Below are 23,894 nucleotides of genomic sequence, written 5' to 3'. Positions count from 1 at the left end.
TTTCATGCCTGTTCATAATTTTTGGAGAAAGATTTCGCAAAATCTGAGCAGAGCTGAACGTTTATTTGCTTGAAGGCTGCAATTGCTGCCCCGCCAATTGGTTGTAAGACTGGTGCCATAAATTGCAATGGTATCTCGTCAGCTTGTGCGAATTGCTGTAATTTCGGTACAAAATATGTTTCATTATTAAAAACGCCACCTACCAATACGACAGGTACGTCCCCTTCCTCCCAAGTCATATGAGAGTAACACGCTTTAATCGCCACATAATATTTCTTACAAGCATCCTCAATGATCTGAATAGCAACACGATCTCCTTTTTCTGCCTCATCAAAAACATATTTACTTAACGGTGCAATCACTGTCCGAGGATGCTCCTCTCCATATATACACTCAATTAATTGTGGTACATTTTCCACAGAAAAATAACGCAATACAACATCTGTCAAAGCTGTTGGGTCTCCTCGTCCATCATAGCTTTGAAAAATAGCCTTCAGCACTTGAACCCCTAAATCATAGCCACTGCCCTCATCATCAAAAAGATAACCCCAGCCCCCTACTCTATGAAAATGTTGCTCACGATCGTAGCCCATTGTGATGGCTCCTGTCCCTGCAATTTGCACAATACCTGCCTGCCCAAGTGTACCTGCATAAAGTGCAATTAGAGCATCATTATCAACAATAACATGTGCTGTTTTAGGAATGTATTGACGTACTATCGATTTTACAACTTCTTCTGCCTGTAGCTCCTTAACTCCAGCCATGCCAGCAAAACAACTATCTATGGCTGCAAATACTTGCGGATTTTGTTGTTGTAAATTTTGTAGTATATCATGAATCGTTAACTTAAAATATTGAATACCCATAGCTGTTGGGTTACTCCGAGTCGTTACTACTTTAGCATAAACATTGCCCAGTTCATCACAAATCACTGCTGACGTTTTCGTTCCACCACCGTCAATCGCTAATACATACATATCTTTACTCCTTTCTTCTAAGTCAATTTCGCTTAGCGTAGCTGTCGCTCAGAAAACATTGCTTAATAAAGATAAAAAAGGGATTAAGCACTATCAACTAATGGCTTAATCCCTTCTTCTGTAATCATTTTGTAAAGCCAAATGATGCCCATGGCTGAATATTTACTAATAAGAATTGCTCTTCTTCTACAACTCTTGCCACAACATTTGTTGATCCGGCATTCGGCATTTCCTTTAAAACAATTTGAAGCTCACCCTTATAACGTACATCTAAATTATTATCGATAGTCACATCCCCAAATTTTAATGGGTGGCTATCATGTGCAGGGAAGTCACCATTTTTATATTTAACACGAGATTGTGTACTACGGATTACATAATCCGAAACATCGCCACGATTAAAATGTGGCTCCATAAAAAGGATTGCTTCTTCTAAAACAGACGTTTCAACAGACTGCTCAACCTTCAGCTCTAGCTTATGGCGATTTAATTGGCCTAATGCACTTATTTCTTCCTCAGAAGCATACATATTGCCAATAATACAATCATCTATTAAACCAGTGTGCCATAAATCCTTTGCTTGCACAGTAATTGGCAGATGACGATGCTCTTCTAATGTTGGCAAGCCATGCTCGGTTTTTTCCCAAGGCCCAAACATAGCATGCTGTGATGAAATCATTGCTGCTGTTCGAATATGATTTGCTTTAAATTGTTGAGATGTTTGTAAAAAATGTTGACGTGATAGACCTGTGAAACGTCTCGGATAAAAATTATGACAGCCAATAATATGATCTTTATTCGGTTGATAGGATAATATATTTTCTACATATTTCGTACCGTTACTAATATTTAACTCTACTTTTAAATTACTTGCATCGAGAGACATAAACGCTTCTTCCTGGCCAGAAAAACCCATATCTAAGCGCAATGCCGCTAAATGATAATGCTCCTTAAAGTAACCAATATCCTTATACGTTAAGCCTAAATCTTCAAAAACAGCCGGTGCAATATCAGCTGAAATTTCAAAGCCAAGCTGCTGCGCAAATTTATTGATTTGCTGTAATTTTTGTCGTTCCTGATCGTTATTTAACGACATTAGACAAGTAAATATTCGATCAAAACCATTGTCATGAGCGAGTTGAACATACCGCTTCATATCTTCTAGTGTACTATGCTGAGGATATAGTGAAATCCCTAATCTTCTCAATTGCAAATACCTCCATTAGTTCACAATTACACTTCTACTTTTTGATTTTCTAATTCTGAAACATGCTGTTCGTTTTGAGACGCTGATTCAGCAGCTTTCAGTTCATTCTGTTTCGCCATGCGGTTTGCCATTGATAAAAATGGTAGGTAAATACATACAGCTATAATAAGTAAGACAAAACTAAGCACTGCCCCTCGCCAAGATGCTGTTGCTAAAAATCCATTTATAATCGGTGGCGTTGTCCATGGTGGTGCAACCGTAGCTGCCGGCACAAAGCCCCACTTCGTTGCAAAGAAAGCTATTGTTACGTTAATCATTGGTGTCAAAATAAACGGTACAAATAAAACTGGATTTAATACGATTGGAAGACCAAAAAGTAATGGTTCATTAATATTGAAAATCCCTGGTGCTGCCGACAATTTTCCAACGGTATTATATTGCTTATTCTTTCTAGAGATAATGAATATAGCAATAATAAGTGCTATTGTCGTACCGGAACCACCCATATTGATGAAGGCATCAAAGAATGGTTTATTTACGATGTATGGCGCTACTTCTCCAGCTGAAATTGCTTGCATATTCGCATCAATCGCTGGTAAATTTATTGATTGCATAAATGGTTCGATGATATTAGCACCGTGAACACCTAATGTCCATAAAAACGTAGGAATAAATGCTAAAACTAAAGCCGCAACCCATGTATTCGTTAAGCCCATAAACGGCTCTTGAATTGCAGAGTAGAAAGAACCGACAATATCAGGAATATCGAAGCCTGCCGAAATGATTGTACGAACTAGAGCAAACAAACCAATTGTAATTATAGCAGGTAGTAACGCTGCAAATGATTTTGAAACAGCCGGTGGTACACCATTCGGCATTTTAATTAGTAGTTTAGGATTACCAGCCAATCTACAAAATACTTCAGTTGACAGCAAAGCAATAATCATGGCTATAAATAAACCACCAGTACCTGTTGTTAACCCTGTTAATCCACCTTCACCAAAGGTTCCAAACGTCATATAACTGGAAAGGCTGATGACACCGGCTGAAAGTCCATCCTTGTCATAGCTTTTGGCAAGATTGTAAGCAATTGTAAAGGCCAATAACAGTGAGAGGATTCCGAATGTTGCTCCCCAGATATTGCCGCCCCACTGTGTCCAAGTTTCATGCTTCCAGATAGCATCGAGCCCATTTTGATAAAATTTAATAGGCAAATTATTCACAAGTAACGCAAGTGTTCCAAGAATTGTCAATGGCATGATCGTAATAAATCCATCTCGAATGGCAACTAAATGACGCTGATTCCCTACTCTAGCTGCAACCGGCACAAATTTTTCTTCTAAAAAACGGAACATTTCACACACTCCCTTTACTTTTTATTGTGACATCAAGGTTTGATGCTATTCCCCTTTGATTCGTTCATACAACTCAATCATTTCAGATGCTAAATCACGAAACGTAATGGCATTCATTAAATGATCCTGTGCGTGAATTAACAGCATTGACACTTCTACTTTTTCTCCCCTTGCCTCTTGTGACAGTAGAGCTGTCTGAGAATGATGCGCTTCAATCAATGAATCGTTAGCTAACTGTATTTTTTCCTTTGCTTCCTGAATCTGCCCATTTTTTGCTAGCTGGATAGCCTCCATACACTCACTTTTCGTATTACCACTGTGCACAATCAGTCCCATAATGGATTCCATCAAAACTGTTTCTTCCATTGCCGTCTCCCCCTTAACCAATCAACGTTAACGCTTGCTTTAAAACATTTTCGCCATTCATCATGCCGTAATCCATCATGTTAATGACATCAATTGGAAAATCCATTTCCTTGTATTTTTTTTCAAAAGTCCCTTTTAAGTACCGAACTTGTGGACCCAATAGCAGTACATCCGCCATTTTAGTAGCTAATACTTTGTCAACCTCACTTTCAGCAATTGCATAAATATCTGCCTCAATGTTTTGTTCTTGTGCGGCTTTTTGCATCTTTGACACTAGCAAACTAGTACTCATTCCCGCTACGCACACTAGCATAATGTTTTTCATCAAAACACTCCTTTTCATGATAAAGTTCGTCTTTCTAGCAAACTTTAATTTTTGTAATTTCCGACTATGAAATCGCTTTCTTAAATTGAGAATAGCACCTATTGGTATATACCACAATATACTTTTTACACAATTTACTTACTTAGGAAATAGCTTTAAAAACTGGGCTATATCGTTTTTACAGACTACTGAAAGGATTCTTCAAACTGGTATAGTCCAGAAAAAAACTTAAAAAATTTTAATTTTCCGAATTAAATGTTCAAAAGTTATTCATTCATATCCACTTTTGAATAAATGTCTCGTCATACATTGTTAATTTGTTTTTAAAAATATTCATAGAAGGCTGGTTTATTTGAGGGTAACGCTAACTGCCATCGATCAATTATCTCTTCAGCCAATTGTTTATTTGCATACAAAACCGCATCCTTTACAGAAAGATAGCCAACCATCATCGCTGAAAAAAGATTAATTGGTAATGTTAACATATGCATTTCTGGGATAGAATTTGTCTCAATTATCGAGACATCTCCACTTTTATTTATTTTATATACGTGCTCATTCCAACTACAAAACGCATCTTCAATTTGAATATATAACGGTTCCTGAATATCGCCCCACGGATAATGTTGCATAAACCTCATAGCGTCAACTATCCTTACCATTACATCTTGAACGACTTCCTTTTTAAACTGTGGTTCTTTAAAATAGAAGCCAAATTGATGGTTGTTAGAAGTAACTCCCTTGATGCTATTTACACTCGCCGCATGCGACGTTATAAAACGCCAAATTGCTTGTTCTGCTTGTAAATCCTCAGCTATAAAATCATGAATCTCAAACGTTCCATCCTGAATGATATAACGAATATAACCTGCAATTTGATCAGCCTTAAAATAGGCCGCCAAATGACTATCAGGCATCCTTCTCTCTATTCTTTTCCACCAAGCAACATCTCGTAGCATACTTCCATTATGGAAAAGTGCCTGTGCATTATGAAAATCCTTAATCGCCTGAAAAAGATCACGATCTGGCCATTCAAAGCTCATACGTTTTACTACGTCCAGCTGCTTTCCGAAAGAAGGAAACATCGACTGAGGAATCGTATAATATAGCTTCTCAAAAAACAATTCCCATCCAAAATAACGATAAAAGGATACAGAAAATGGGGCTAACACAGAAATACTTTGCCCACTCTCTCGCATTTTCTTCAGTGCCTCTGTCATAAGCTTTTTGATAATGCCCCGCTGCCGATACTCAGGATAGGTTGCAACAAAGCCAATTCCACCCATATCATAATTTTTACCATGGATTGTCATATTAAGTGGCAATATTAATAGCTGTCCAACTACTTTATGTTCATCGTAAGCACCCAATGTTGTGCTATGCTCAACCCAATAATGAAAATCATCTCGCCGCGCATCAGTATACTTATTAGGAAAACAATAATCTCTTAATTGATGTACCTGCTTATAATCTTCTGGTGGAATTATTTTTATTTCCATCTGCAAAATCACCTCCTTCCAACACTGAATATTCCCGCACTATTAGATGAACTTAATAACTACCTTGAATCTTTTTAGTTCGCCCCTGATATACAACAATGCCTTTTATTTTTTAGCATTCCTCTCCAAGTCCTTTAGAAACAAATACTTCTGTTACTGTTTGAAAAAGCTTCTCAGCATCGGGCCCATCTGCTGAAATTTCTACAATGCTTCCAGGTGCTACTCCTTGTGCCATAACACCCATAATTGATTTTAAATTGACCGATTTCTCTTTATACGTTAACTGAACATCACACTCAAATGGTGTGACTGCAGTTACAAGTAAAGCTACGGGTCTAGCATGTAGTCCCTCCGGTGCTGTTATTTTATATATTTTCTTCATAGATATCCCTCCGCTTGTTATTTAAAGTTAATTCGATGTTGATAATAGGCAATCATAGCCTCATTATGAGACGAATTCGAGTCAACATTATTGCTTTTAAAAACTGGTAATACTTCGTCAGATATGGCCATGATCTCAATGACTTCACTAAATAATACATTTAAAATAATTGAACCAATAACTGTAGAGGATGGTGCATACTGTATTTCATTGTGATGCAGCAAACCATCTCCTATTGGTATATGCGTATCGATAACTATATCTACTACATCCTCTAAGCGCTGTCCACTTTGATGGCGGCTCGGCTGTTCGCAATATGCAAGAGATTGCAGAGACATGACCAGCACTCCTGCTTCTTTCGCTAAACATGCTACATCTATAGGTGCTTGATTTCTCCCGGATGTTGAAATAACAATGCAAACATCATTTTCATGAAAATCAAAATGATCTTTATATTGTTCAATGATAGTCGGGTCCTTCTCATTTTCAGATGACGTCATCGCTCCTGCGTGTAATGTTAAAGGTTCTATAATTATAGGACGTACAGGTACAAGCCCTCCCGCACGATAAAAACCGTCCTGTGCTAAAAGATGGGAATGACCACAACCAAATAATTGGACAATTCCCCCGCGATGAAGCCTTTGTACAATTAATTGTGCGGCTTCTTTTATTTGGGCATATTCTTGCTCCTTCACGACCTGCATTAGCTTTTGAATTTCTAGAAAATATGCATCCATAGGATCACCTTTTAATTTCACTAATGAATTTGTATCGATCAGCTCGATAAGTACTTCGCACAAGCTCAAACGGAACTCCATCAGATAAATAACTCGTACGTTTAATAATTAATACAGGTGCAGTATGATTAATTTGCAAAAATTTTCCATCTTCTTTCGGAACAATTGCTGCCTCCATTTGCTGAATAGCATTTCCAATTTTTTGATGGAATTTTGCTTCGATTAACGCATACAATGACCCCATTATTTTCTTTTCATCTAATTCTGGATATACTTTTACTGGAATATATGTTCTTTCGATTGCCATTGGCTTGGAATCTGCACTACGAATTCGTACAACGAAGAATACCTCTTCGCCTGGCTCTAACATCAGATCTCCAGCAATATCAATTGTTGGTACGATTTTTTCAAAGCGTAAAACTTTACTGCTTGGTTCCATCCCTCTAGCCCGCATATCCTCTGTGAAACTTGTTAATCCTTTTAGCGGTTGTTCTAATTTTGGATTAGCGACATATGTACCTCTCCCTTTTTCACGATACAGCAAACCGCTATTGACTAAATTTGTGATTGATTGACGAACAGTCATTCTACTAACATCAAACTGCGTAGAAAGTTCTCGCTCAGAAGGTATATTTTCTCCGATTTTGTATTCTTCTAAATAAATCCGTTGTTTAATGATTTCTTCTATTTGTATATAGATAGGTATATGAGAATTTTTATCTAACAAGTGTTGCACCATCCTTATCGCCTCTTTACTTTCATTTCTCAAATACAACTTTACCCCGACAAATAGTTTTTTGTACATTTAAATTTTCATCCAGTAATACAAAATCTGCATCATAGCCTTCTTCAATACGACCTTTAGTTGCTAGCTGTAATTGATTAGCCGCATTCGTAGAGGACATTGCGACAATTTCCCGCAAAGAGCAATTGGTAATTGATTTCATATTTTTTACTGCTTGATCCATCGTTAGCACACTACCAGCTAAAGCCCCATTAGATAAATGAGCGCCATCCTTAGAAACATGAACAGTTTGACCACCTAAATCATAATCACCGTAGTGTAAGCCTTTTGCCCGCATCGCATCGGTAATTAAGATAATGCCCTTCGCTCCTTTTATACGATACGCTAACTTAACAGCCTGAGGATGGCTATGCACGAAATCTGCGATAATTTCAGTCTTTACTAGATCATCTAAAAGCACTGCTCCAACGACACCTGGATTGCGATGATGGAAAGGGCGCATTTGGTTATATAAATGTGTAGCCTGCCTTACTCCCATTGCTACTGCCTTATCCACTTCCTCAATTGATGCGTCAGAATGGCCAATGGACGCAATAACATTTAAATCCTTTAACGATTCAATAAACGTAAAGCCTCCCTTTATCTCAGGTGCAATTGTTACTTGTTTAATGCGTTGCTTACTTAAGTTCTGCCAGGATGCAAATTGCTCAGTAGACGGTAAAATAATGTACTCTATTGGCTGAGCACCTGCCCGTTTTTTCGATACATATGGCCCTTCTACATGTATACCTAATAAACTTGCCTCATCATCATTGCTTTCAAATTGAGCAACATTAGCTAAAGCGCTTTCAATTGCTTCTATAGATTGCGTCATTGTAGTAGCAAGGAAGCCTGTCACGCCTTCCTGTACTAACGAGCGTGCCATTTGATGTAATGCTAATTGCGTAGCATCCATCACATCATGCCCAGCAGAGCCATGTATATGCATATCAATATAGCCAGGTAGCAGTAACCAATTTTTATCTTTGCCATCTATATAATGCTCGGCCATATCAGATAAGTTATTATTTATTTTGATAATCCTACCATTGTCAATGAGTAAATCGCCTTTAAATGGTGCTTCATCATAATTGACTATCGTAACATTGGAAATTAAAAGCGTATTTTTCAATAGATCACCCCCTAAACGTTTTTGAGGAGCTTGACTGAAGCTAACAAGCAACCATTCTATTAGGTATAGTTGTCTATACCAATTATATGATGCTTTTCCAAAAATAAAAAGTGATTTTTTCATATTTTCTAAATTTTTATTCAACACGTAATTTACAAACTATTAAACTATTCTAACTTTCACTTCTCTTAGAAGTAGAAGATTCCTAAGAACACCTTCGTAACCAAAAGTTTGGATTAGGTTAAATCCTGCTTTTTGTAGTTGTATTTTTAAATAAACCAATTACTTGCACTAAAAAAAGGAGCTATTTAAATGCTCCTTTTGTGCTTATTAACTATGTATGACGAATCCCGATTGTGCCGTTATGCCAAGAAACATTCGTTTTGAACCCGCATTTCGCAGGGGGGTGCCCGCTTTGCAGCTTTAAACGTCCCGCTCCGCATGGGGCTTGTTTGCGACTACAAAATGAAGGCTCCCGATTCTAAAGTGTTCGGTCAAAACTGTTAAGTAGAGCTAGCAATTAGACAAACACATCAGGATTCGTATTACAGTTATAATAACATGACATTTCTGATAATTCAAACTATTTTATTTTAAAAAATCTAAATTCTTGCGAAAACGCAAAAAATACCTAGATTCCCAACAGTTTTTGCTAGGAAATCCAGGTATTTAGAAGTACTAATTATTTTCTGAATGGTTTGATGGCTAAACTTAACTCGCTCAATTGATCAGGAGACACTTCACTCGGTGCGTTTGTCATTAAGCAACTAGCACTTGCCGTTTTCGGGAATGCGATTGTATCACGTAAGTTAGTGCGGCCAGCAAGTAGCATTACGAAGCGGTCAAGACCAAATGCAAGACCTCCATGTGGCGGTACACCGTATTCAAATGCTTCTAATAAATAGCCAAATTGAGCTCTTGCTTCTTCTTCTGTGAAACCAAGTAAATTAAACATTTTTTCTTGTAATTCACGTTCATAAATACGTAATGAACCTCCACCAAGCTCATAACCATTTAATACGATATCGTATGCTTGTGCACGAACAGCTGATGGATCAGTTTCCATTAACTGAATATCTTCGTCAAATGGACGTGTGAATGGATGGTGTGCTGCTTTGTAGCGACCATCTTCTTCAGAGTACTCTAATAATGGCCAATCTGTAATCCATAGGAATGCAAATTGTGATTCATCTATTAAACCTAAGTCTTGACCTAATTTCGTACGTAGTGCACCTAGAGATGCTGCTACAACAGAAGCTTGATCAGCTACAAATACTAAAATATCGCCAACTTCAGCTTTCATGCGTTCGATTAATGAAGCTGCTAATGCTTCGTCAAAGAATTTTGCAATTGGTCCATTTAAGCCTTCTTCTGTTACTTTTAACCAAGCAAGACCTTTTGCTCCATAAATACCAACGAATTTTGTTAGCTCGTCCATGTCTTTACGAGAGTATTTATCTGCTGCACCTTTAATATTGATACTCTTTACTTGCTTACCTTGTGCTACTGTATCAGCAAACACTTTGAAATTACAGCCATCAAAAATATCATTTAAAGCGACTAGCTCTAAGCCGAAACGTACGTCAGGTTTATCTGAGCCGTAACGATCCATAGCTTCTTGATATTTCATACGTTGGAATGGAGCAGGGATATCAATGCCTTTTACTTCTTTCATAACTGCTTGGATTAAGCGTTCGTTCATTTCAATAATTTCTTCTTGTGTTAAAAAGCTTGTTTCAATGTCAACTTGTGTAAACTCTGGTTGACGGTCAGCACGTAAGTCTTCATCTCGGAAGCAACGTGCGATTTGGAAGTATTTTTCGAAACCAGACACCATTAATAATTGCTTAAATAGCTGTGGTGATTGTGGTAATGCATAAAATTCACCTTCATGAACACGTGATGGCACTAAATAGTCACGAGCTCCTTCTGGAGATGATTTTGTTAAAATTGGCGTCTCTACTTCTAAAAAGCCTTCATTTTGTAAGAAGTTTCGAATTGTACGAGTAACGTCTGAACGCATTTTGAATGTATCAAACATAACAGGACGACGTAGGTCAAGATAACGATATTTTAAACGTAAATCTTCAGATACGTCAGTGCGATCTTCGATTTGGAATGGTGTTGTTTTTGCCGTATTAATGACGATTAATTTTGTCGCTTCTACCTCAATTTTACCGTTTGGTACATTTGGATTGATTTGATCTTCTGAACGAAGAATGACTGTCCCTTCCACTTCAATTACGTACTCACTTCGCACTTTATCAGCTAGTGCGTGTGCTTCTGCAACATCAGGGCTAAAGACAACTTGTGTAATTCCAGTACGGTCACGTAAATCAATGAAAATTAAACCACCTAGGTCGCGACGACGTTGTACCCAACCTTTTAATACGACTTTTTCGTCTTTTAATGCTTCTGAAAGTTCGTTACTAGCATGCGTTCTTGTTGCCATTTAATTAATTCCTCCAAAATTTATTTGGCTCATCACCATAACTTAAGGTTGATTTCCGTTCCGGCTGGGCGCTTTGCCGCTGACGCTTCGCTTTCGCGCAGAGCAGAGCTTCCTGGGGGCGTCCGATGAGCCGCTTGGGCCAACACGATGTTGGTCACGAAGACGTTATCACAGGACGTGATGGTTTTAGCCTTCGTTCCTCTATCGCTAATCCCCAAGGAGTCGCCCAGCCTCCACTCCAATCAACTTATCAACATGACATACGTTTTTACAAAATGTCATCCATAACTTTTGATGATGGACCGTTTATTTTATTTATGTAGCATACACTTCCTACTAAGTAGCGAATTGATGCCATGGAAAATTAGATATCAGTTTATTGTTTAGATGATTTATCTGTCCAAAATGAAGCTTAAACTATTTTAATCATTTGGACAGACAATCTTGTATTGAAATATAAACGATCTATGTTTTAACAGCTTGTGTTCGTTTATTGTTTTAATAGGTAGTTCACTAATTCTGAGAACGCTACTTTTTGTTGTTCTCCTGATTCCATATGTTTAACAGTAGCGACTTGCTCTTCAAGTTCTGTTTCACCTAAAACAATCGTATATTTTGCACCTAAACGGTCTGCGGATTTCATTTGAGCTTTCATTTTGCGATCTAAATAATCCATCTCCGTAGAAATGCCCTTTGCACGGAAGGTACTTGTTAATTCTACCGTTTTTAGCTTCGCTTCTTCGCCCATAGCAATCATATAGACATCGAGTCCTGATGCTGTGTCTAATTCAACACCCTCAGCTTCAAGCGCAAGCAACAAACGCTCAATACTTAATGCGAAACCGATACCTGGTACTTCTGGTCCTCCGATTTCTTGCACAAGGCCATTATAGCGACCCCCACCACAAAGTGTAGTAATTGCTCCAAAGCCAGAAGCCGTTGACATAATTTCAAAAGTCGTATGATTGTAGTAATCAAGGCCCCTTACAAGATTTGGATCGATCTCATACGAAATTCCTAGTGTATCTAAATACGTTTTAACTTGAGCGAAATATGCTGCTGACTCCTCTGTTAAGAAATCAGTTAATGCAGGTGCAGATGTCATTAACGGGTGCTCACGGTCCGCCTTACAGTCCAAAATACGCAGTGGATTTTTTTGCAAACGATTTTGGCAATCTGAACAAAACTCATGAATATGTGGTTCGAAGTGTTGTAGCAGTGCTGTACGGTGTGTATCACGTGTTTCTTTGTCACCAAGAGAATTAATGACTAATTTTAAATCCTTTAAACCAGCTGATTCATAGACATCCATTGCTAGCGCGATTACTTCCGCATCAATAGCTGGGTCCGCTGAACCAATGGCTTCTACTCCAAATTGTACAAATTGACGGTAGCGCCCTGCTTGTTGACGTTCATAACGGAACATTGGTCCTAAATATGAAAGCTTTACTGGTTGATCAGGTGCACCAAACATTTTATGCTCAACAAAAGCACGAACTACACCGGCTGTATTCTCCGGACGTAATGTTAACGAACGGCCACCGCGATCTTCAAATGTATACATTTCCTTTTGAACAACATCTGTTGTTTCACCGACACCACGTGCAAATAAATCTGTTTGCTCAAAAATCGGTGTGCGAATTTCGTTGTAACGATAGACACGACAGATATCACGGATAACCGCTTCTATCTTTTGCCATTTCTCTGATTGACCAGGCAAAATATCTTGCGTCCCTCGTGGCACTTTAAAACTCATATAAATACCTCCTTTATAAATTGCTTATGAGCAAGCTCTTCTGGACTTCTCTTATTTTTTTGTCCATAAAAAAAGCCCTCGCCCCCTGCATAATGCAAGGGACGAGAGCTGTATAAGCTTCCGCGGTTCCACCCTAGTTGACGCATCAAATACATGCGTCCTCCTCCTGATCGGATAACGGCCGATTCCGTTTTTTCCTACTAAGCACTACTTTTCAGAAAAAAGCCTCTCAAGTGTTATTCACGTTATACATTTTTGTAGGAAAGATTTCAGCCTAGGTCTTTCCCTCTCTTCTCCAATAGAGGTATACGCTACTTGCTTGGTCATAAGCGATTAATCATTTTTTGATTACCCTTTATGTTAGTCACAACAAAAGGCAATGTCAACTGTTTTTGTTTTTTTTTCAACACATTCGTTAAAATAACAAATTCCATTACCTTTTTCCCACGAATTCTATTACAAAAGCATGGTAAAATAGCACAAGATAGGAGGAATCTGATGAGGACAAAACTTTTAAATATTAGTATCATCTTCGTACTAGTGCTAATGATTGCGATTCCAAGCATGAATAATATTCAAAGAGCACTAGCCGACACCAGTGATTTAAAAGTAACTGGAACGATTCTTCATTTACGTGAGGGACCTGGACTGTCTTATCCAATCATTACGACATTAGATGAGGGTGATCCGTTAACTTCTATTAGCCGTGAAGGCGATTGGATTCAAGTAAAAGCAGGCGATTACGAAGGTTGGGTAGCATCCTGGCTAACAGCTTCAATAAACGATAAACAAACGATTGATCAAACCTTGATTTCACAGGTTGATCGTCTAAATGTCCGTACTGAGCCTGACGTATCTTCAGCAGTTCTTGGACAATTATCAATTGGCAGCCAAGCAAAACTTATTGAAAAAAATGGCGAATGGGCGAAAATAGATTGGAACGGACTAGTAGGTTGGGTATCTACTGACTATGTTACAATCAATGACCTACCTGAAAAGAAGGCTAAAGCTGAGACTGAGACAGATGAACCTAAAGTTGAAGTTTCCGCAAAAAAAGTCAACAAAGATACAACATTTACAGTTTTAGTAGATGCACTTAATGTGCGCCATAATCCAGACTTAAATACTAAAAAAATAGGAACTGTTTCAAAAGGACAAGCCTTTAAAGTGCTGTCTCAAGAGCATAACTGGGTACAAATTCAATATAACGATAAAAAAGCAGGTTGGGTTTATAGCTTTTATGGCACTTTTTCAAATTTAGAAAATACGACATCAAAATCTTCTTCTTCCTCAGAGCTTGAATCTGTCACAATCATTTATAATGGGACTAACCTACGGACAGATGCAACAACAACTGCTGATGTTGTTGCACGTGTAGATGCTGGTGAAACCTACCCTATTGTAGGCGCTAAAAATGACTTTTATGAAATACAAATAGATGACAAAACTGCATTTGTGGCGAACTGGGTCGTTACTACTACTTCGTCCAGCAAAGCTGCTACTACTATAAAAAAAGAAAAATCTGAACCACGCAAGAAAGGCACTTTAAATGGACTAACTATTGTCGTAGATGCTGGACATGGTGGAAATGATCACGGCACTACAGGACAACGTGGAACAAATGAGAAGGAAATTACATTGAAAACGGCATCTCTTCTTGCTTCAAAGTTGAGTGCTGCTGGAGCAAATGTTGTTATGACAAGAGAATCAGATGAATATGTTGCACTCCGTAAACGTGTATCAATTGCGCACCAGAATGAGGCAGATGCTTTTATCAGTATTCATTATGATGCAACAGACGATAGCTCCATTAATGGCTTCACCTCATATTATATGAACAGTAATCAACAAGGTCTTGCAGAGGCAATAAATAATGGACTCTCAAATAAAATCGATTTAAAGAATCGCGGGACTCAACAAGGAAATTATTTAGTTCTACGAGAAAATCGTCAAAAAGCAGTACTCATTGAGCTAGGATACTTAAGTAATGGTAGTGAGGAACGTATTATTACAACCGCTAAATTCCGGGAACAAGCTACTCTCGGCATCTACCAAGGTATTTTAAATTACTTTAACAAAAATCAATAAAGATCAATTATGCCTCAGCATAGTTGATTGTGGGATAAATAAATAAGCTGCAAAGGAAAGTAGACTTGTACTTCCCTTGCAGCTTATTTATTTTTACTAGTCCACTACAAGATTGTTTTATATAACTCTTTCGTTATAGAAGTTATTAGATAATGGAACTGAATCAATCCTAAGTTATGGTGTTTACCTTCAGTACTCGCTGTCAAATACTATACACATGCTAAAACGAAAAAAGGCCTTCAACTCACATTACATAAGTATAGAAGTCCTTTATGCGCGCTTATTTTTTCCTCGTTGCTAACGTCACCCATACAATTTCCTTCATACGAATGAAAAAAGGTGTACGGTTAACCTCTACTACGATATCATCAGGTAATACAGAGATTAATTTTCCTTGCTGGATATTTTCCCTAGTTTGCACTACAATTGCCTGACCAATCATCATGTTAAGAGTTTCGTATAAATATGGATTTGATATGCTTCCTGCTTGCGTCATCTTTAATGCACTTCCCTCCTACAAAACTAACCATACTATTTAATGTATGAAGGAATCATAGGAAATGTACCATTTATTTGGACTCAAGAAGTATTGTAATCGGGCCATCATTTGTAAGTGCAACATCCATCATTGCGCCAAATATTCCTGTCTCCACATGTAAACCGTGTTCACGTAAGGCATTATTAAAAGCCTCCCATAATGGCTCCGCAACTTCTGGTCTTGCTGCACTTGTAAAACTTGGACGATTCCCCTTTTTTGCATCCCCATACAATGTAAATTGCGAGACGGATAGAATAGCCCCTCCTTGCTCTAGTATGGAATGATTCATTTTTCCATCAGCATCTTCCCAAAGGCGGAGATTAGCTACTTTTTTTGCTAAATATACAACATCCTCTTGCGTGTCCTCGTGTGTAATCCCAACTAGAAGAACATAACCGCTATCAATAGCTCCCGTTACTTTTCCGTCAACCTTAACAGAGGCTGCTTTACTACGCTGTAAAACTACTTTCATTCTTTAAAACCTCAATTCTCGCTTTGAATGCACCAGAAGATCCACTTTCAGTACATAATAAAGTTGCTACTGTCCAACCATCCCAATTAGTTAATAACACGTTGTACTGAATATATATCAGGTGTTTGCTTAATCCGTTCCACTACTTTATGCAAATGCGAAATATTTGAAATCGAAATCGTTAAATGAATCGTTGCCATTTTATCGCGATCTGCACGACCACTCACTGCTAAAATATTCGTTTTCGTTTCGCTAACAATTTGCATGATTTCATTTAAAATACCTGGTCTGTCGAATGCTGAAACTTCAATATCGACAGGGTATTCTTTTTTCTCCGGAGTAAGTCCGTTTTCCCATTCAACTTCTATTAAGCGCTCCTGCTCATCATCAACTTGAATATTTGGACAGTCTGCACGGTGCACTGAAACACCTCTACCTTTCGTAATGAAGCCTACAATTTCATCTCCAGGAACTGGCGTACAGCAACGTGAAAGTCGAATAAGCATATTGTCGATATCTTTTACGATAACGCCCGATTCCGTACGTTTTTGTGGAATAGGGTTTTTCATTTTTTGTTCAATTTTCTCAAGCGCTTCTTCCTGTTCACGCTCTTTTCGACGTTTTTCCGCTAGACGATTAACAACTTGCTGAGCTGTAATTCCATTCACGCCAACAGCTGCATATATATCTTCTTCATTTGTATAGTTAAATTTTTCACATACACGCTTCAAGTTTTCCGCTGACATTGTTTCTTTTACAACAAAATCTTGTGCACGGATTTCCTTCTCTATCATCTCTTTACCTTTGATGATATTTTCCTCACGAAGATGACGTTTGAAAAACTGCTTTATTTTATTTTTCGCCTGTGAGGATTGAGCTATTTTCAGCCAATCACGGCTCGGACCAAACGATTGCTTAGAAGTTAAAATTTCAATAATATCTCCCGTTTTTAACGGTGTATCAAGCGGTACCATTTTACCATTGATTTTCGCGCCAATTGTACGATTTCCAACTTCTGAATGCACACGGTATGCGAAGTCGATTGGTACAGAGCCTGCTGGTAATTCAATGACGTCCCCTTCAGGTGTGAAGACATAGACCATATCAGAGAATAAATCAAACTTTAACGATTCCATAAATTCTTCAGCATTAGAAGATTCGTTTTGGAATTCTAAAATTTCTCGGAACCACGTTAATTTTTGGTCGACATTTTGTTTTTCATTATCAACTTTTTTACCTTCCTTATACGCCCAATGCGCTGCAATCCCGTACTCGGCAATTTTATGCATTTCCTTCGTACGAATTTGGACTTCTAATGGGTCACCATAAGGACCAATTACTGTTGTATGCAGTGATTGATATAGGTTTTGTTTTGGCATCGCAATATAATCTTTAAAACGTCCAGGCATCGGCTTCCATAATGTATGCACAATCCCAAGTACGGCATAGCAATCTTTAATACTATCGACAAGTACACGAATGGCTAATAAATCATAAATCTCGTTGAATTGTTTCTTTTGTAACACCATCTTACGATAAATACTGTAAATATGTTTTGGGCGACCATAAATATCCGCTTCAATTTCAACCTCTGTAAGCTGTGACTTCATCTCAGCCATTACATTCTCTAAATATGCTTCACGCTCATCACGTTTTTTCTTCATAAGACTGACAATGCGATAATATTGCTGTGGATTTAAATAACGAAGTGCTGTATCCTCAAGCTCCCATTTAACAGTCGAAATCCCAAGACGATGCGCAAGTGGTGCAAAAATTTCAAGCGTTTCTTTAGAAATACGGCGTTGTTTTTCTGCTGGTAAATGCTTTAACGTGCGCATATTATGTAGACGGTCTGCCAGTTTAATTAAAATGACACGTATATCCTGGGCCATAGCTACAAACATTTTTCGATGATTTTCTGCTTGTTGCGCTTCTTTAGATAAATATTTAATTTTCCCTAGCTTTGTTACACCGTCTACAAGCATCGCAACCTCTTCGCCGAATTCACGAACCAAATCGTCGCGCGTAAAATCCGTATCCTCGACAACATCATGTAAAAAACCAGCCGCAACTGTTTCAGGATCCATTTGTAATTCAGCTAAAATACCAGCTACTTGCACAGGGTGAATAATATACGGTTCACCTGAGCTTCGGAATTGCTCAATATGGGCATCCCTTGCTAATTCATATGCTTTTTTCACGAATGCGACATTTTCATCATTCATGTAGGATTTGACTAACTCAAAAACGTCCTCGGGAGTCAAAATTTGCTCTTTCGCCATAACATGTCCACCTTGCTCGTCAAATTTTTCAGATTAGATATAAACTTAATTGTATAAAATTTTATGGGCTATTGTAAAGTAACTGTGTCATTTTGTTTAGTTATTCTCGTGAACAATGTGAAAAATGGAAAAAATATTCTCCATAATGAATAAAAAGACCCTTTGCGAATGCAATATTTCGCAAAGAGTCTCTCTTATCGTATCATAGTTGTTACTTATTTATTATACGCTACAGCAATTTTTGTACCAACTACTGCATTATTTTTCACTAATGCAATATTGGCATCCAGGCTTTTACCTTCTGTTAATTCTTTAACTTTTCCAAGTAAGAATGGTGTCACGTTTTTACCTTGAATACCATTTTCTTCTGCTTCTACAAGAGCTTTTTCAATAATTCCTGTAATGAATGAATGCTCAAGTGCTTCAGACTCTGGAATTGGGTTAGCAATGACAGCTCCGCCTTTTAAGCCTAATTGCCATTTTGCACGTAGCATTTCTGCCACTTCCTCTGGTGTATCAATCTTGAAGTTTACATCAAAACCGCTTTGACGTGTATAGAATGCTGGTAGTTCATCTGTACCGTACCCAACGACTGGTACACCTTTTGTTTCAAGATATTCTAAAGTTAAACCAATATCTAAAATAGACTTAGCACCCGCACAAATTACAGCAACATTTGTTTGCGCTAATTCTTCTAAATCTGCTGAAATATCCATTGTTGTTTCAGCACCACGGTGTACGCCACCGATACCGCCAGTTACAAAAATTTCAATACCAGCTAGCTCCGCACAAATCATTGTTGCAGCTACAGTTGTCGCTCCTAATTTTTTTGATGCTAAAAGGTAGCCTAAGTCACGACGAGATGCTTTTGCTACATCTTGTGCATTACCGAACATTTCAAGTTCTTCATCTGATAAACCAATTTTGATTTTACCATCGATTAATGCAATAGTTGCTGGTACTCCACCATTATCTCGAACAATTTGTTCCACTTCACGTGCTGTTTGTACATTTTGTGGATATGGCATTCCGTGAGAAATAATTGTTGATTCTAATGCTACGATTGGTAAGCCTTTTGCTTGTCCTGCTTTTACTTCTTCTGATAATACGATGAATTCTTTCATGTTGTTATTCCTCCATTTCACTATTTAACAAATCAACTGATAACTCAGGTCTTACTGTATATGGGGATGCAAGCGTATTTTTGGCATTCGTTAAGCCTGCATCAATACATGTTGCAACGGATTGCCCAGTAAGCCAGCTGTGGATTACAGCACTGACAAAGGCGTCTCCTGCACCTGTTACATCTTCAATTTTTTCTATAGCTTTAGCTGCGAAATGACATGGCTTCGTTGTAGTGGAAGCTGCATACACACCCTTGCTACCCCCTGTAATAATTACATGTTCAGCACCTAATGTAAGAAGTTGCTGTAAAGCTTTTTCATATTGCGCAGAGTTTTCGATTTTATGACCAACAATCGTCTCTGCTTCATCTGTGTTACAAATAAACCATGTTACACCTTGCAACGTATCCGGTAATCGATTCATTTTTGGAGAAGATACCGGTACGATGACAAACGGAATGTCACGGGCAATTGCAACCTGCTGTATGTAAGCCACTGTTTCCTTTGGACAGTTTAAGTCCATAATAAAGCAGCCCGCATTCATCAGCATTGCCTCATGTTTTTTTAGCAAACTTGGCAATAAAAGATCATATACTTCCATATTTGCTACTGCTAATGCTAGCTCGCCCTGCTCATCCATAACCGCAGTATAGGAACCAGTCGAAGCGGCAGGTAGCTGCTCCACATAACGTAAATTCATAAATGGCTCTGAAGCTTCTTTGATCACTTGCCAATCAGCATCTTTGCCGGCAGTAGTCAGCAATGTTACTTGATGATTTAATCTGCCTAAGTTTTCAGCAATGTTTCGTCCAACACCACCTACACTAAATGAAGAGCTAGCAGGATTGGATGTACCGAATTGGACATTCCCCTTTACATGAAATTTTCGGTCAAGATTGGCTCCACCGATACAAATAATTTCATTTTCCTCTGGCAAAATATAAGCACGACCTACAATTTTCCCCTGCTTCGTTAAGCTCGACACTAAATTAGCAAGGACTGGTCGAGACAGATTCATCTTATCTGCCATCTCTTGCTGAGACATAAACGGATTCTGGCGAATTAATGCAAGGACCGCCTGTTCTCTTTCATTCATAGCATCACCTTTTGTTATATTTGTTTATATTATAAACTTTTGTTTAGTCGATGTCAAAAAGATTTTATACAAAAAAGTTGAAGCCGATATGATATTGGCTTCAACTTCATGTTGTGATAACTATTGCTTCAATGAAATTAAGGTGTCGTATTAAATGCAAATGTTTTTTGCGCGAAAGCGAAGCGGCGCAATTTCAGGTTTTTGCGGCGTTCCTTGCTTGGTTAGCGGCGTAATTTTATGTTTTGGCGGCGTTCGTCCTTTGGTTAGCGGCGAAACTCACACTTTTAGCGGCGAATACCAATATAAGTTGGACAATTGTTTTCTGTACGAAAGCGCAGCGTTAACGAAGCGGCAGCAACAATATTTTTCTCTGCGAAAGCGAAGCGACAGCGACAACAAAATCGGAGGAACGGCTCGATGCTCCAAAATGCCGATCGTTGATAAAATTTCGAGAACCGACGATAGCATCAAGAATCGCACCCACAGGAAAGCAAGTAACCTAGTTATCAAGTATTGGCTTGATGAGGTGTTTGTTTTTTTACGATGATGACAAATAAACTTGCCAATGCACAGAACATCCCTGCAACGAAAAAGGCCCAAGTATATGAATTGAAAAACTTATAGATAAGGCCTCCACCATAAGCAGCAACTGCAGCTCCTGCCTGATGAGATGCGAAAATCCACCCATAAATAATGTTACTTTTATTTGCACCAAAAATTTGTCTAGAAATACTAATCGTTGGAGGTACTGTAGCAATCCAATCTAATCCATAAAATATTGTAAAGATTGTCAGTAAAGTGAGCGACCCTTGCATTAATCCATACGGGAGTAAAAGCAAAGACGCTCCTCTTAAAAGGTAATACCAAAACAATAACCATCGATTATCAAATCGATCAGACAACCATCCTGATAAAGTGGTGCCAACGAGATTAAACACTCCCATAAAAGATAGAAAGGATGCAGCGGTTACTAAAGGCACACCAAAGCTAATACAGTAAGAAACGAAATGAGTACCAACTAACCCACTCGTTGAAAGTCCACAAATAAAAAAACTTCCCGCTAGTAACCAAAATTCTTTCTTCTTTATAGCTTCAAATAAACCGTTAAAAGCAATACTAATCGGATTTTTCTTATGATTCTCTTGTTGCATTTCTAGATCTTCTTCCATCCCATATGGAAGAATTCCAATATCCTGTGGTTTATTTTTAATAAATATAGAAATAGTGATGAACATAACAATACTTAGAATGAGAATTAATCCAATCGCCCATCGCCAAGAATAATGTTCAATAATAATTGCCAATAAAGGTAAGAGAATTAACTGCCCTGTTGCTGTACTCGCCGTTAAAATCCCTACTGCCAGCCCTCTGCTTTTCACAAACCAATGATTGGCTACATAAGGACTTAACACAGTTAAAAAGAGACTCGCTCCTAAGCCAATAATACAGCCCCATATAATAATTAATTGCCATGACTGTGTCATGAAAAGCGTAAACATCATGCCTATGAATAATGTAGCCATCGCACCTAGCATCATTTTCTTTAATCCAACTATTTCTAGTAATGCCGCCATAAACGGGCCAGAAAAACCATATAAAAATAGACTCACTGCAAACGCTAATGCAATTAAAGATCGATCCCAATTAAATTCTTTTTCAAAGGAATCTATAAAAACTCCTGATGATGACATTGTAATCCCTGCAACAATAATTGAGAAAAAGGTTACGACTAAAATAAACCAGCTATAATGAATACGCTTCATCTTGACACCTTCATTTCTTGAAATGATTTTTTGAAATACTCCTTAATGAAAATGATTACAGTTCAATATATGTATATGCATATATTACTGGGGTAAATACCTTTTAAAAACATGTATATACATATATAATCTTAGTAATCGCTTTTATTACTGTCAAGGAACATTTTCCAGATTAACAAAATGATTCAATAAGGCTAATATAATATTGAACCAACTCGAAAAGGAGTAAGGAGCAATGAAGAATATAGATTACACACAAATATGTGTATGTGCAAACCTTCGAAAAAAAACACGAGTCGTGACACAACTGTATGATAAATTACTACAGCCCACTGGCTTAAAAGTTACACAATACTCCATGCTAGCAAATATCGATTATCAACAATCAGTTTCCATAAGTCGACTAGGTGAAATTTTGCTGCTCGATCAAACAACAATTACTCGTAATATTAACTTGTTAAAGCAGAATGGCTATGTAGATTTAACGAGAGATCCGCAAGATGCTCGAGCAAAGGTCATTACACTAACAAATAAAGGGGTCGAAAAATTAAACGAGGCTGCTCCAATTTGGCAAGATATCCAAGAAAGAATTATCAATGATATTGGCTTAGAGAAATACGAGGATTTTTATGAAACATTGAAAACTATTCAAAAAATAATTCAATCTTATGATGAAGAATAAATAAACGAACCTAAACAAAAGAATCCATTTTGAAAATGATTGATCAAAATGGATTCTGCATGTTGACTATGTCAATTAAATTAAGGTGTCAATTAAGTATAGCTCTTCGGCAAAATGAGGGGTTGATTTCCGTTCCGGCTAGGCGCTTTCCTAGGGGCGTCCGATGAGCCGCTTGGGCCAACACGATGTTGGTCACGAAGGCGTTATCACAGGATGTGATGTTTTTAGCCTTCGTTCCTCTGCCTGCTCGCTCCAGGGTCTCATCTGTAACGCTGATCCCCGAGGAGTCGCCTAGCCTCCACTCCAATCAACTTATTCACATAGCATACATCTTCTGCGATGTTATAAATCTATTCTGTTCGATTATATGATGAGTAGTAATTCCTAGCATAATTCCCCTTTTGACAAGATGATTGCTTTCCCACCTACCATAACTCTTGGATTATTTTTATTTATTAATTTTGTAATGATGTTAGAAGGTCTGCCCATACTATGCCCTTGCAGGAACGAGTACTCTTGATTATATTCATTTAGAATGATGTTATGAAAAAGATAATAGGTTAGCGCCCCATTTGAAGTACCTGTTGCAGCTTCCTCATCAATACCATAGAGTGGACAAAAGTTTCTACTCTCTGCTATCCCTTCCTTTGTGTCGAGCGTAAATGCATGAACGCCCCCCACTTTATTGACTTTTGTATATTCAGCAAGTGCCTTAAAATCAGGGTTTAAAGCATACAAATCATCCTTTGTTTTTATCGGAAGCATTATATCCCAAAGACCCGTACTTGCAGCTCGAGGCACTAAATTGTAATTTATATCTCCTATTTGGGCATTTATCAATTTTAAAAAGGTCAGACAAACTATCATAATCGTCGAA

23 protein-coding genes, 1 other RNA gene and 1 other annotated feature are annotated in these 23,894 nt (G+C 37.9%); of the genes, 4 read left to right on the top strand and 20 right to left on the bottom strand.

Annotated features, from left to right (window positions below; translation table 11 throughout):
* Window positions 1-2: 2 nt before the first annotated feature.
* From ABH968_RS01600 to aspS, 12 genes are all read right to left on the bottom strand, one after another.
* Window positions 3-977, bottom strand: coding sequence for an N-acetylglucosamine kinase (locus ABH968_RS01600; protein ID WP_370041948.1), 975 nt, complete (start codon window positions 975-977; stop codon window positions 3-5).
* 124 nt (window positions 978-1,101) lie between these two features.
* Window positions 1,102-2,184, bottom strand: a complete 1,083-nt coding sequence (locus ABH968_RS01595) for a DUF871 domain-containing protein (RefSeq protein WP_370041946.1) — start codon at window positions 2,182-2,184, stop codon at window positions 1,102-1,104.
* Window positions 2,185-2,210: 26 nt separating this feature from the next.
* Window positions 2,211-3,539 carry a PTS sugar transporter subunit IIC gene (locus tag ABH968_RS01590; protein WP_370041945.1) on the bottom strand — a complete coding sequence of 443 codons (1,329 nt, stop codon included), beginning with the start codon at window positions 3,537-3,539 and terminating at the stop codon, window positions 2,211-2,213.
* Between the two features lie 45 nt (window positions 3,540-3,584).
* Window positions 3,585-3,905: a PTS lactose/cellobiose transporter subunit IIA gene (locus ABH968_RS01585; protein WP_370041943.1), complete on the bottom strand. Its 321-nt coding sequence runs from the start codon at window positions 3,903-3,905 to the stop codon at window positions 3,585-3,587.
* Between the two features lie 13 nt (window positions 3,906-3,918).
* The gene (locus tag ABH968_RS01580) at window positions 3,919-4,230 is read right to left on the bottom strand and encodes a PTS sugar transporter subunit IIB (protein ID WP_370041941.1); all 312 of its coding nucleotides are present in this window, start codon (window positions 4,228-4,230) and stop codon (window positions 3,919-3,921) included.
* Window positions 4,231-4,553: 323 nt separating this feature from the next.
* Window positions 4,554-5,729: a GNAT family N-acetyltransferase gene (locus ABH968_RS01575; protein ID WP_370041939.1), complete on the bottom strand. Its 1,176-nt coding sequence runs from the start codon at window positions 5,727-5,729 to the stop codon at window positions 4,554-4,556.
* Between the two features lie 112 nt (window positions 5,730-5,841).
* Window positions 5,842-6,111, bottom strand: a complete 270-nt coding sequence (locus ABH968_RS01570; protein WP_370041937.1) for an HPr family phosphocarrier protein — start codon at window positions 6,109-6,111, stop codon at window positions 5,842-5,844.
* 17 nt (window positions 6,112-6,128) lie between these two features.
* Window positions 6,129-6,848: a sugar isomerase domain-containing protein gene (locus tag ABH968_RS01565; protein WP_370042172.1), complete on the bottom strand. Its 720-nt coding sequence runs from the start codon at window positions 6,846-6,848 to the stop codon at window positions 6,129-6,131.
* 4 nt (window positions 6,849-6,852) lie between these two features.
* On the bottom strand, window positions 6,853-7,575 hold the full coding sequence (locus ABH968_RS01560; RefSeq protein WP_370042171.1) for a GntR family transcriptional regulator: 723 nt from the start codon (window positions 7,573-7,575) through the stop codon (window positions 6,853-6,855).
* A gap of 31 nt (window positions 7,576-7,606) precedes the next feature.
* Window positions 7,607-8,764: an N-acetylglucosamine-6-phosphate deacetylase gene (nagA, locus tag ABH968_RS01555; RefSeq protein WP_370041935.1), complete on the bottom strand. Its 1,158-nt coding sequence runs from the start codon at window positions 8,762-8,764 to the stop codon at window positions 7,607-7,609.
* A gap of 343 nt (window positions 8,765-9,107) precedes the next feature.
* Window positions 9,108-9,307, bottom strand: a non-coding RNA gene (gene ssrS / locus ABH968_RS01550) — 6S RNA.
* 139 nt (window positions 9,308-9,446) lie between these two features.
* The gene (gene aspS, locus ABH968_RS01545) at window positions 9,447-11,216 is read right to left on the bottom strand and encodes an aspartate--tRNA ligase (RefSeq protein ID WP_370041934.1); all 1,770 of its coding nucleotides are present in this window, start codon (window positions 11,214-11,216) and stop codon (window positions 9,447-9,449) included.
* Window positions 11,217-11,341: 125 nt separating this feature from the next.
* On the opposite strand from aspS, the gene ABH968_RS01540 reads away from it, so the two are divergent.
* Entirely contained in the window at window positions 11,342-11,539 is a 198-nt protein-coding gene (locus ABH968_RS01540; protein WP_370041932.1) for a hypothetical protein, read from the top strand.
* Window positions 11,540-11,706: 167 nt separating this feature from the next.
* Here ABH968_RS01540 and hisS read toward each other — a convergent pair whose 3' ends face one another.
* Window positions 11,707-12,972 (bottom strand): histidine--tRNA ligase, encoded by a 1,266-nt coding sequence (gene hisS, locus ABH968_RS01535; protein ID WP_370041930.1) that lies wholly within the window; start codon window positions 12,970-12,972, stop codon window positions 11,707-11,709.
* Window positions 12,973-13,066: 94 nt separating this feature from the next.
* Window positions 13,067-13,308, bottom strand: a binding site (T-box leader).
* Window positions 13,309-13,470: 162 nt separating this feature from the next.
* On the opposite strand from hisS, the gene ABH968_RS01530 reads away from it, so the two are divergent.
* Window positions 13,471-15,060, top strand: coding sequence for an N-acetylmuramoyl-L-alanine amidase family protein (locus ABH968_RS01530; RefSeq protein WP_370041928.1), 1,590 nt, complete (start codon window positions 13,471-13,473; stop codon window positions 15,058-15,060).
* A 280-nt stretch (window positions 15,061-15,340) separates the two neighbouring features.
* Here ABH968_RS01530 and ABH968_RS01525 read toward each other — a convergent pair whose 3' ends face one another.
* The 5 genes from ABH968_RS01525 to ABH968_RS01505 all read right to left on the bottom strand — a co-directional run bounded on the left by ABH968_RS01525 (window position 15,341) and on the right by ABH968_RS01505 (window position 20,572).
* Entirely contained in the window at window positions 15,341-15,556 is a 216-nt protein-coding gene (locus tag ABH968_RS01525; protein WP_370041926.1) for a DUF2642 domain-containing protein, read from the bottom strand.
* A 73-nt stretch (window positions 15,557-15,629) separates the two neighbouring features.
* On the bottom strand, window positions 15,630-16,070 hold the full coding sequence (gene dtd / locus ABH968_RS01520) for a D-aminoacyl-tRNA deacylase (RefSeq protein ID WP_370041924.1): 441 nt from the start codon (window positions 16,068-16,070) through the stop codon (window positions 15,630-15,632).
* Between the two features lie 86 nt (window positions 16,071-16,156).
* Window positions 16,157-18,352: a RelA/SpoT family protein gene (locus ABH968_RS01515; protein WP_370041922.1), complete on the bottom strand. Its 2,196-nt coding sequence runs from the start codon at window positions 18,350-18,352 to the stop codon at window positions 16,157-16,159.
* A gap of 215 nt (window positions 18,353-18,567) precedes the next feature.
* A complete protein-coding gene (locus ABH968_RS01510) occupies window positions 18,568-19,476 on the bottom strand; it encodes a pseudouridine-5'-phosphate glycosidase (RefSeq protein ID WP_370041920.1) in 909 nt (302 codons plus the stop codon).
* A gap of 4 nt (window positions 19,477-19,480) precedes the next feature.
* Entirely contained in the window at window positions 19,481-20,572 is a 1,092-nt protein-coding gene (locus ABH968_RS01505; RefSeq protein WP_370041918.1) for a carbohydrate kinase, read from the bottom strand.
* Between the two features lie 154 nt (window positions 20,573-20,726).
* On the opposite strand from ABH968_RS01505, the gene ABH968_RS01500 reads away from it, so the two are divergent.
* Entirely contained in the window at window positions 20,727-21,119 is a 393-nt protein-coding gene (locus ABH968_RS01500) for a hypothetical protein (protein WP_370041916.1), read from the top strand.
* Here the strand turns inward: ABH968_RS01500 and ABH968_RS01495 are convergent.
* Window positions 21,079-22,335: an MFS transporter gene (locus ABH968_RS01495; protein ID WP_370041915.1), complete on the bottom strand. Its 1,257-nt coding sequence runs from the start codon at window positions 22,333-22,335 to the stop codon at window positions 21,079-21,081. The genes ABH968_RS01500 and ABH968_RS01495 overlap by 41 nt on opposite strands.
* Window positions 22,336-22,570: 235 nt before the next feature.
* Here ABH968_RS01495 and ABH968_RS01490 point away from each other — a divergent pair, with 235 nt between their 5' ends.
* A complete protein-coding gene (locus tag ABH968_RS01490) occupies window positions 22,571-23,017 on the top strand; it encodes a MarR family winged helix-turn-helix transcriptional regulator (protein ID WP_370041913.1) in 447 nt (148 codons plus the stop codon).
* A 384-nt stretch (window positions 23,018-23,401) separates the two neighbouring features.
* Here the strand turns inward: ABH968_RS01490 and ABH968_RS01485 are convergent, their stop codons facing one another.
* Window positions 23,402-23,884 (bottom strand): PhzF family phenazine biosynthesis protein, encoded by a 483-nt coding sequence (locus ABH968_RS01485; RefSeq protein WP_370041911.1) that lies wholly within the window; start codon window positions 23,882-23,884, stop codon window positions 23,402-23,404.
* Between the last annotated feature and the right edge of the window lie 10 nt (window positions 23,885-23,894).

Origin of the sequence: Lysinibacillus sp. RC79, from assembly GCF_041262405.1 — a bacterium.
Taxonomy (GTDB): domain Bacteria; phylum Bacillota; class Bacilli; order Bacillales_A; family Planococcaceae; genus Lysinibacillus.
The sequence above is the reverse complement of the archived record's forward strand: the minus strand, read 5'-3'. Positions and strand labels throughout refer to the sequence as shown.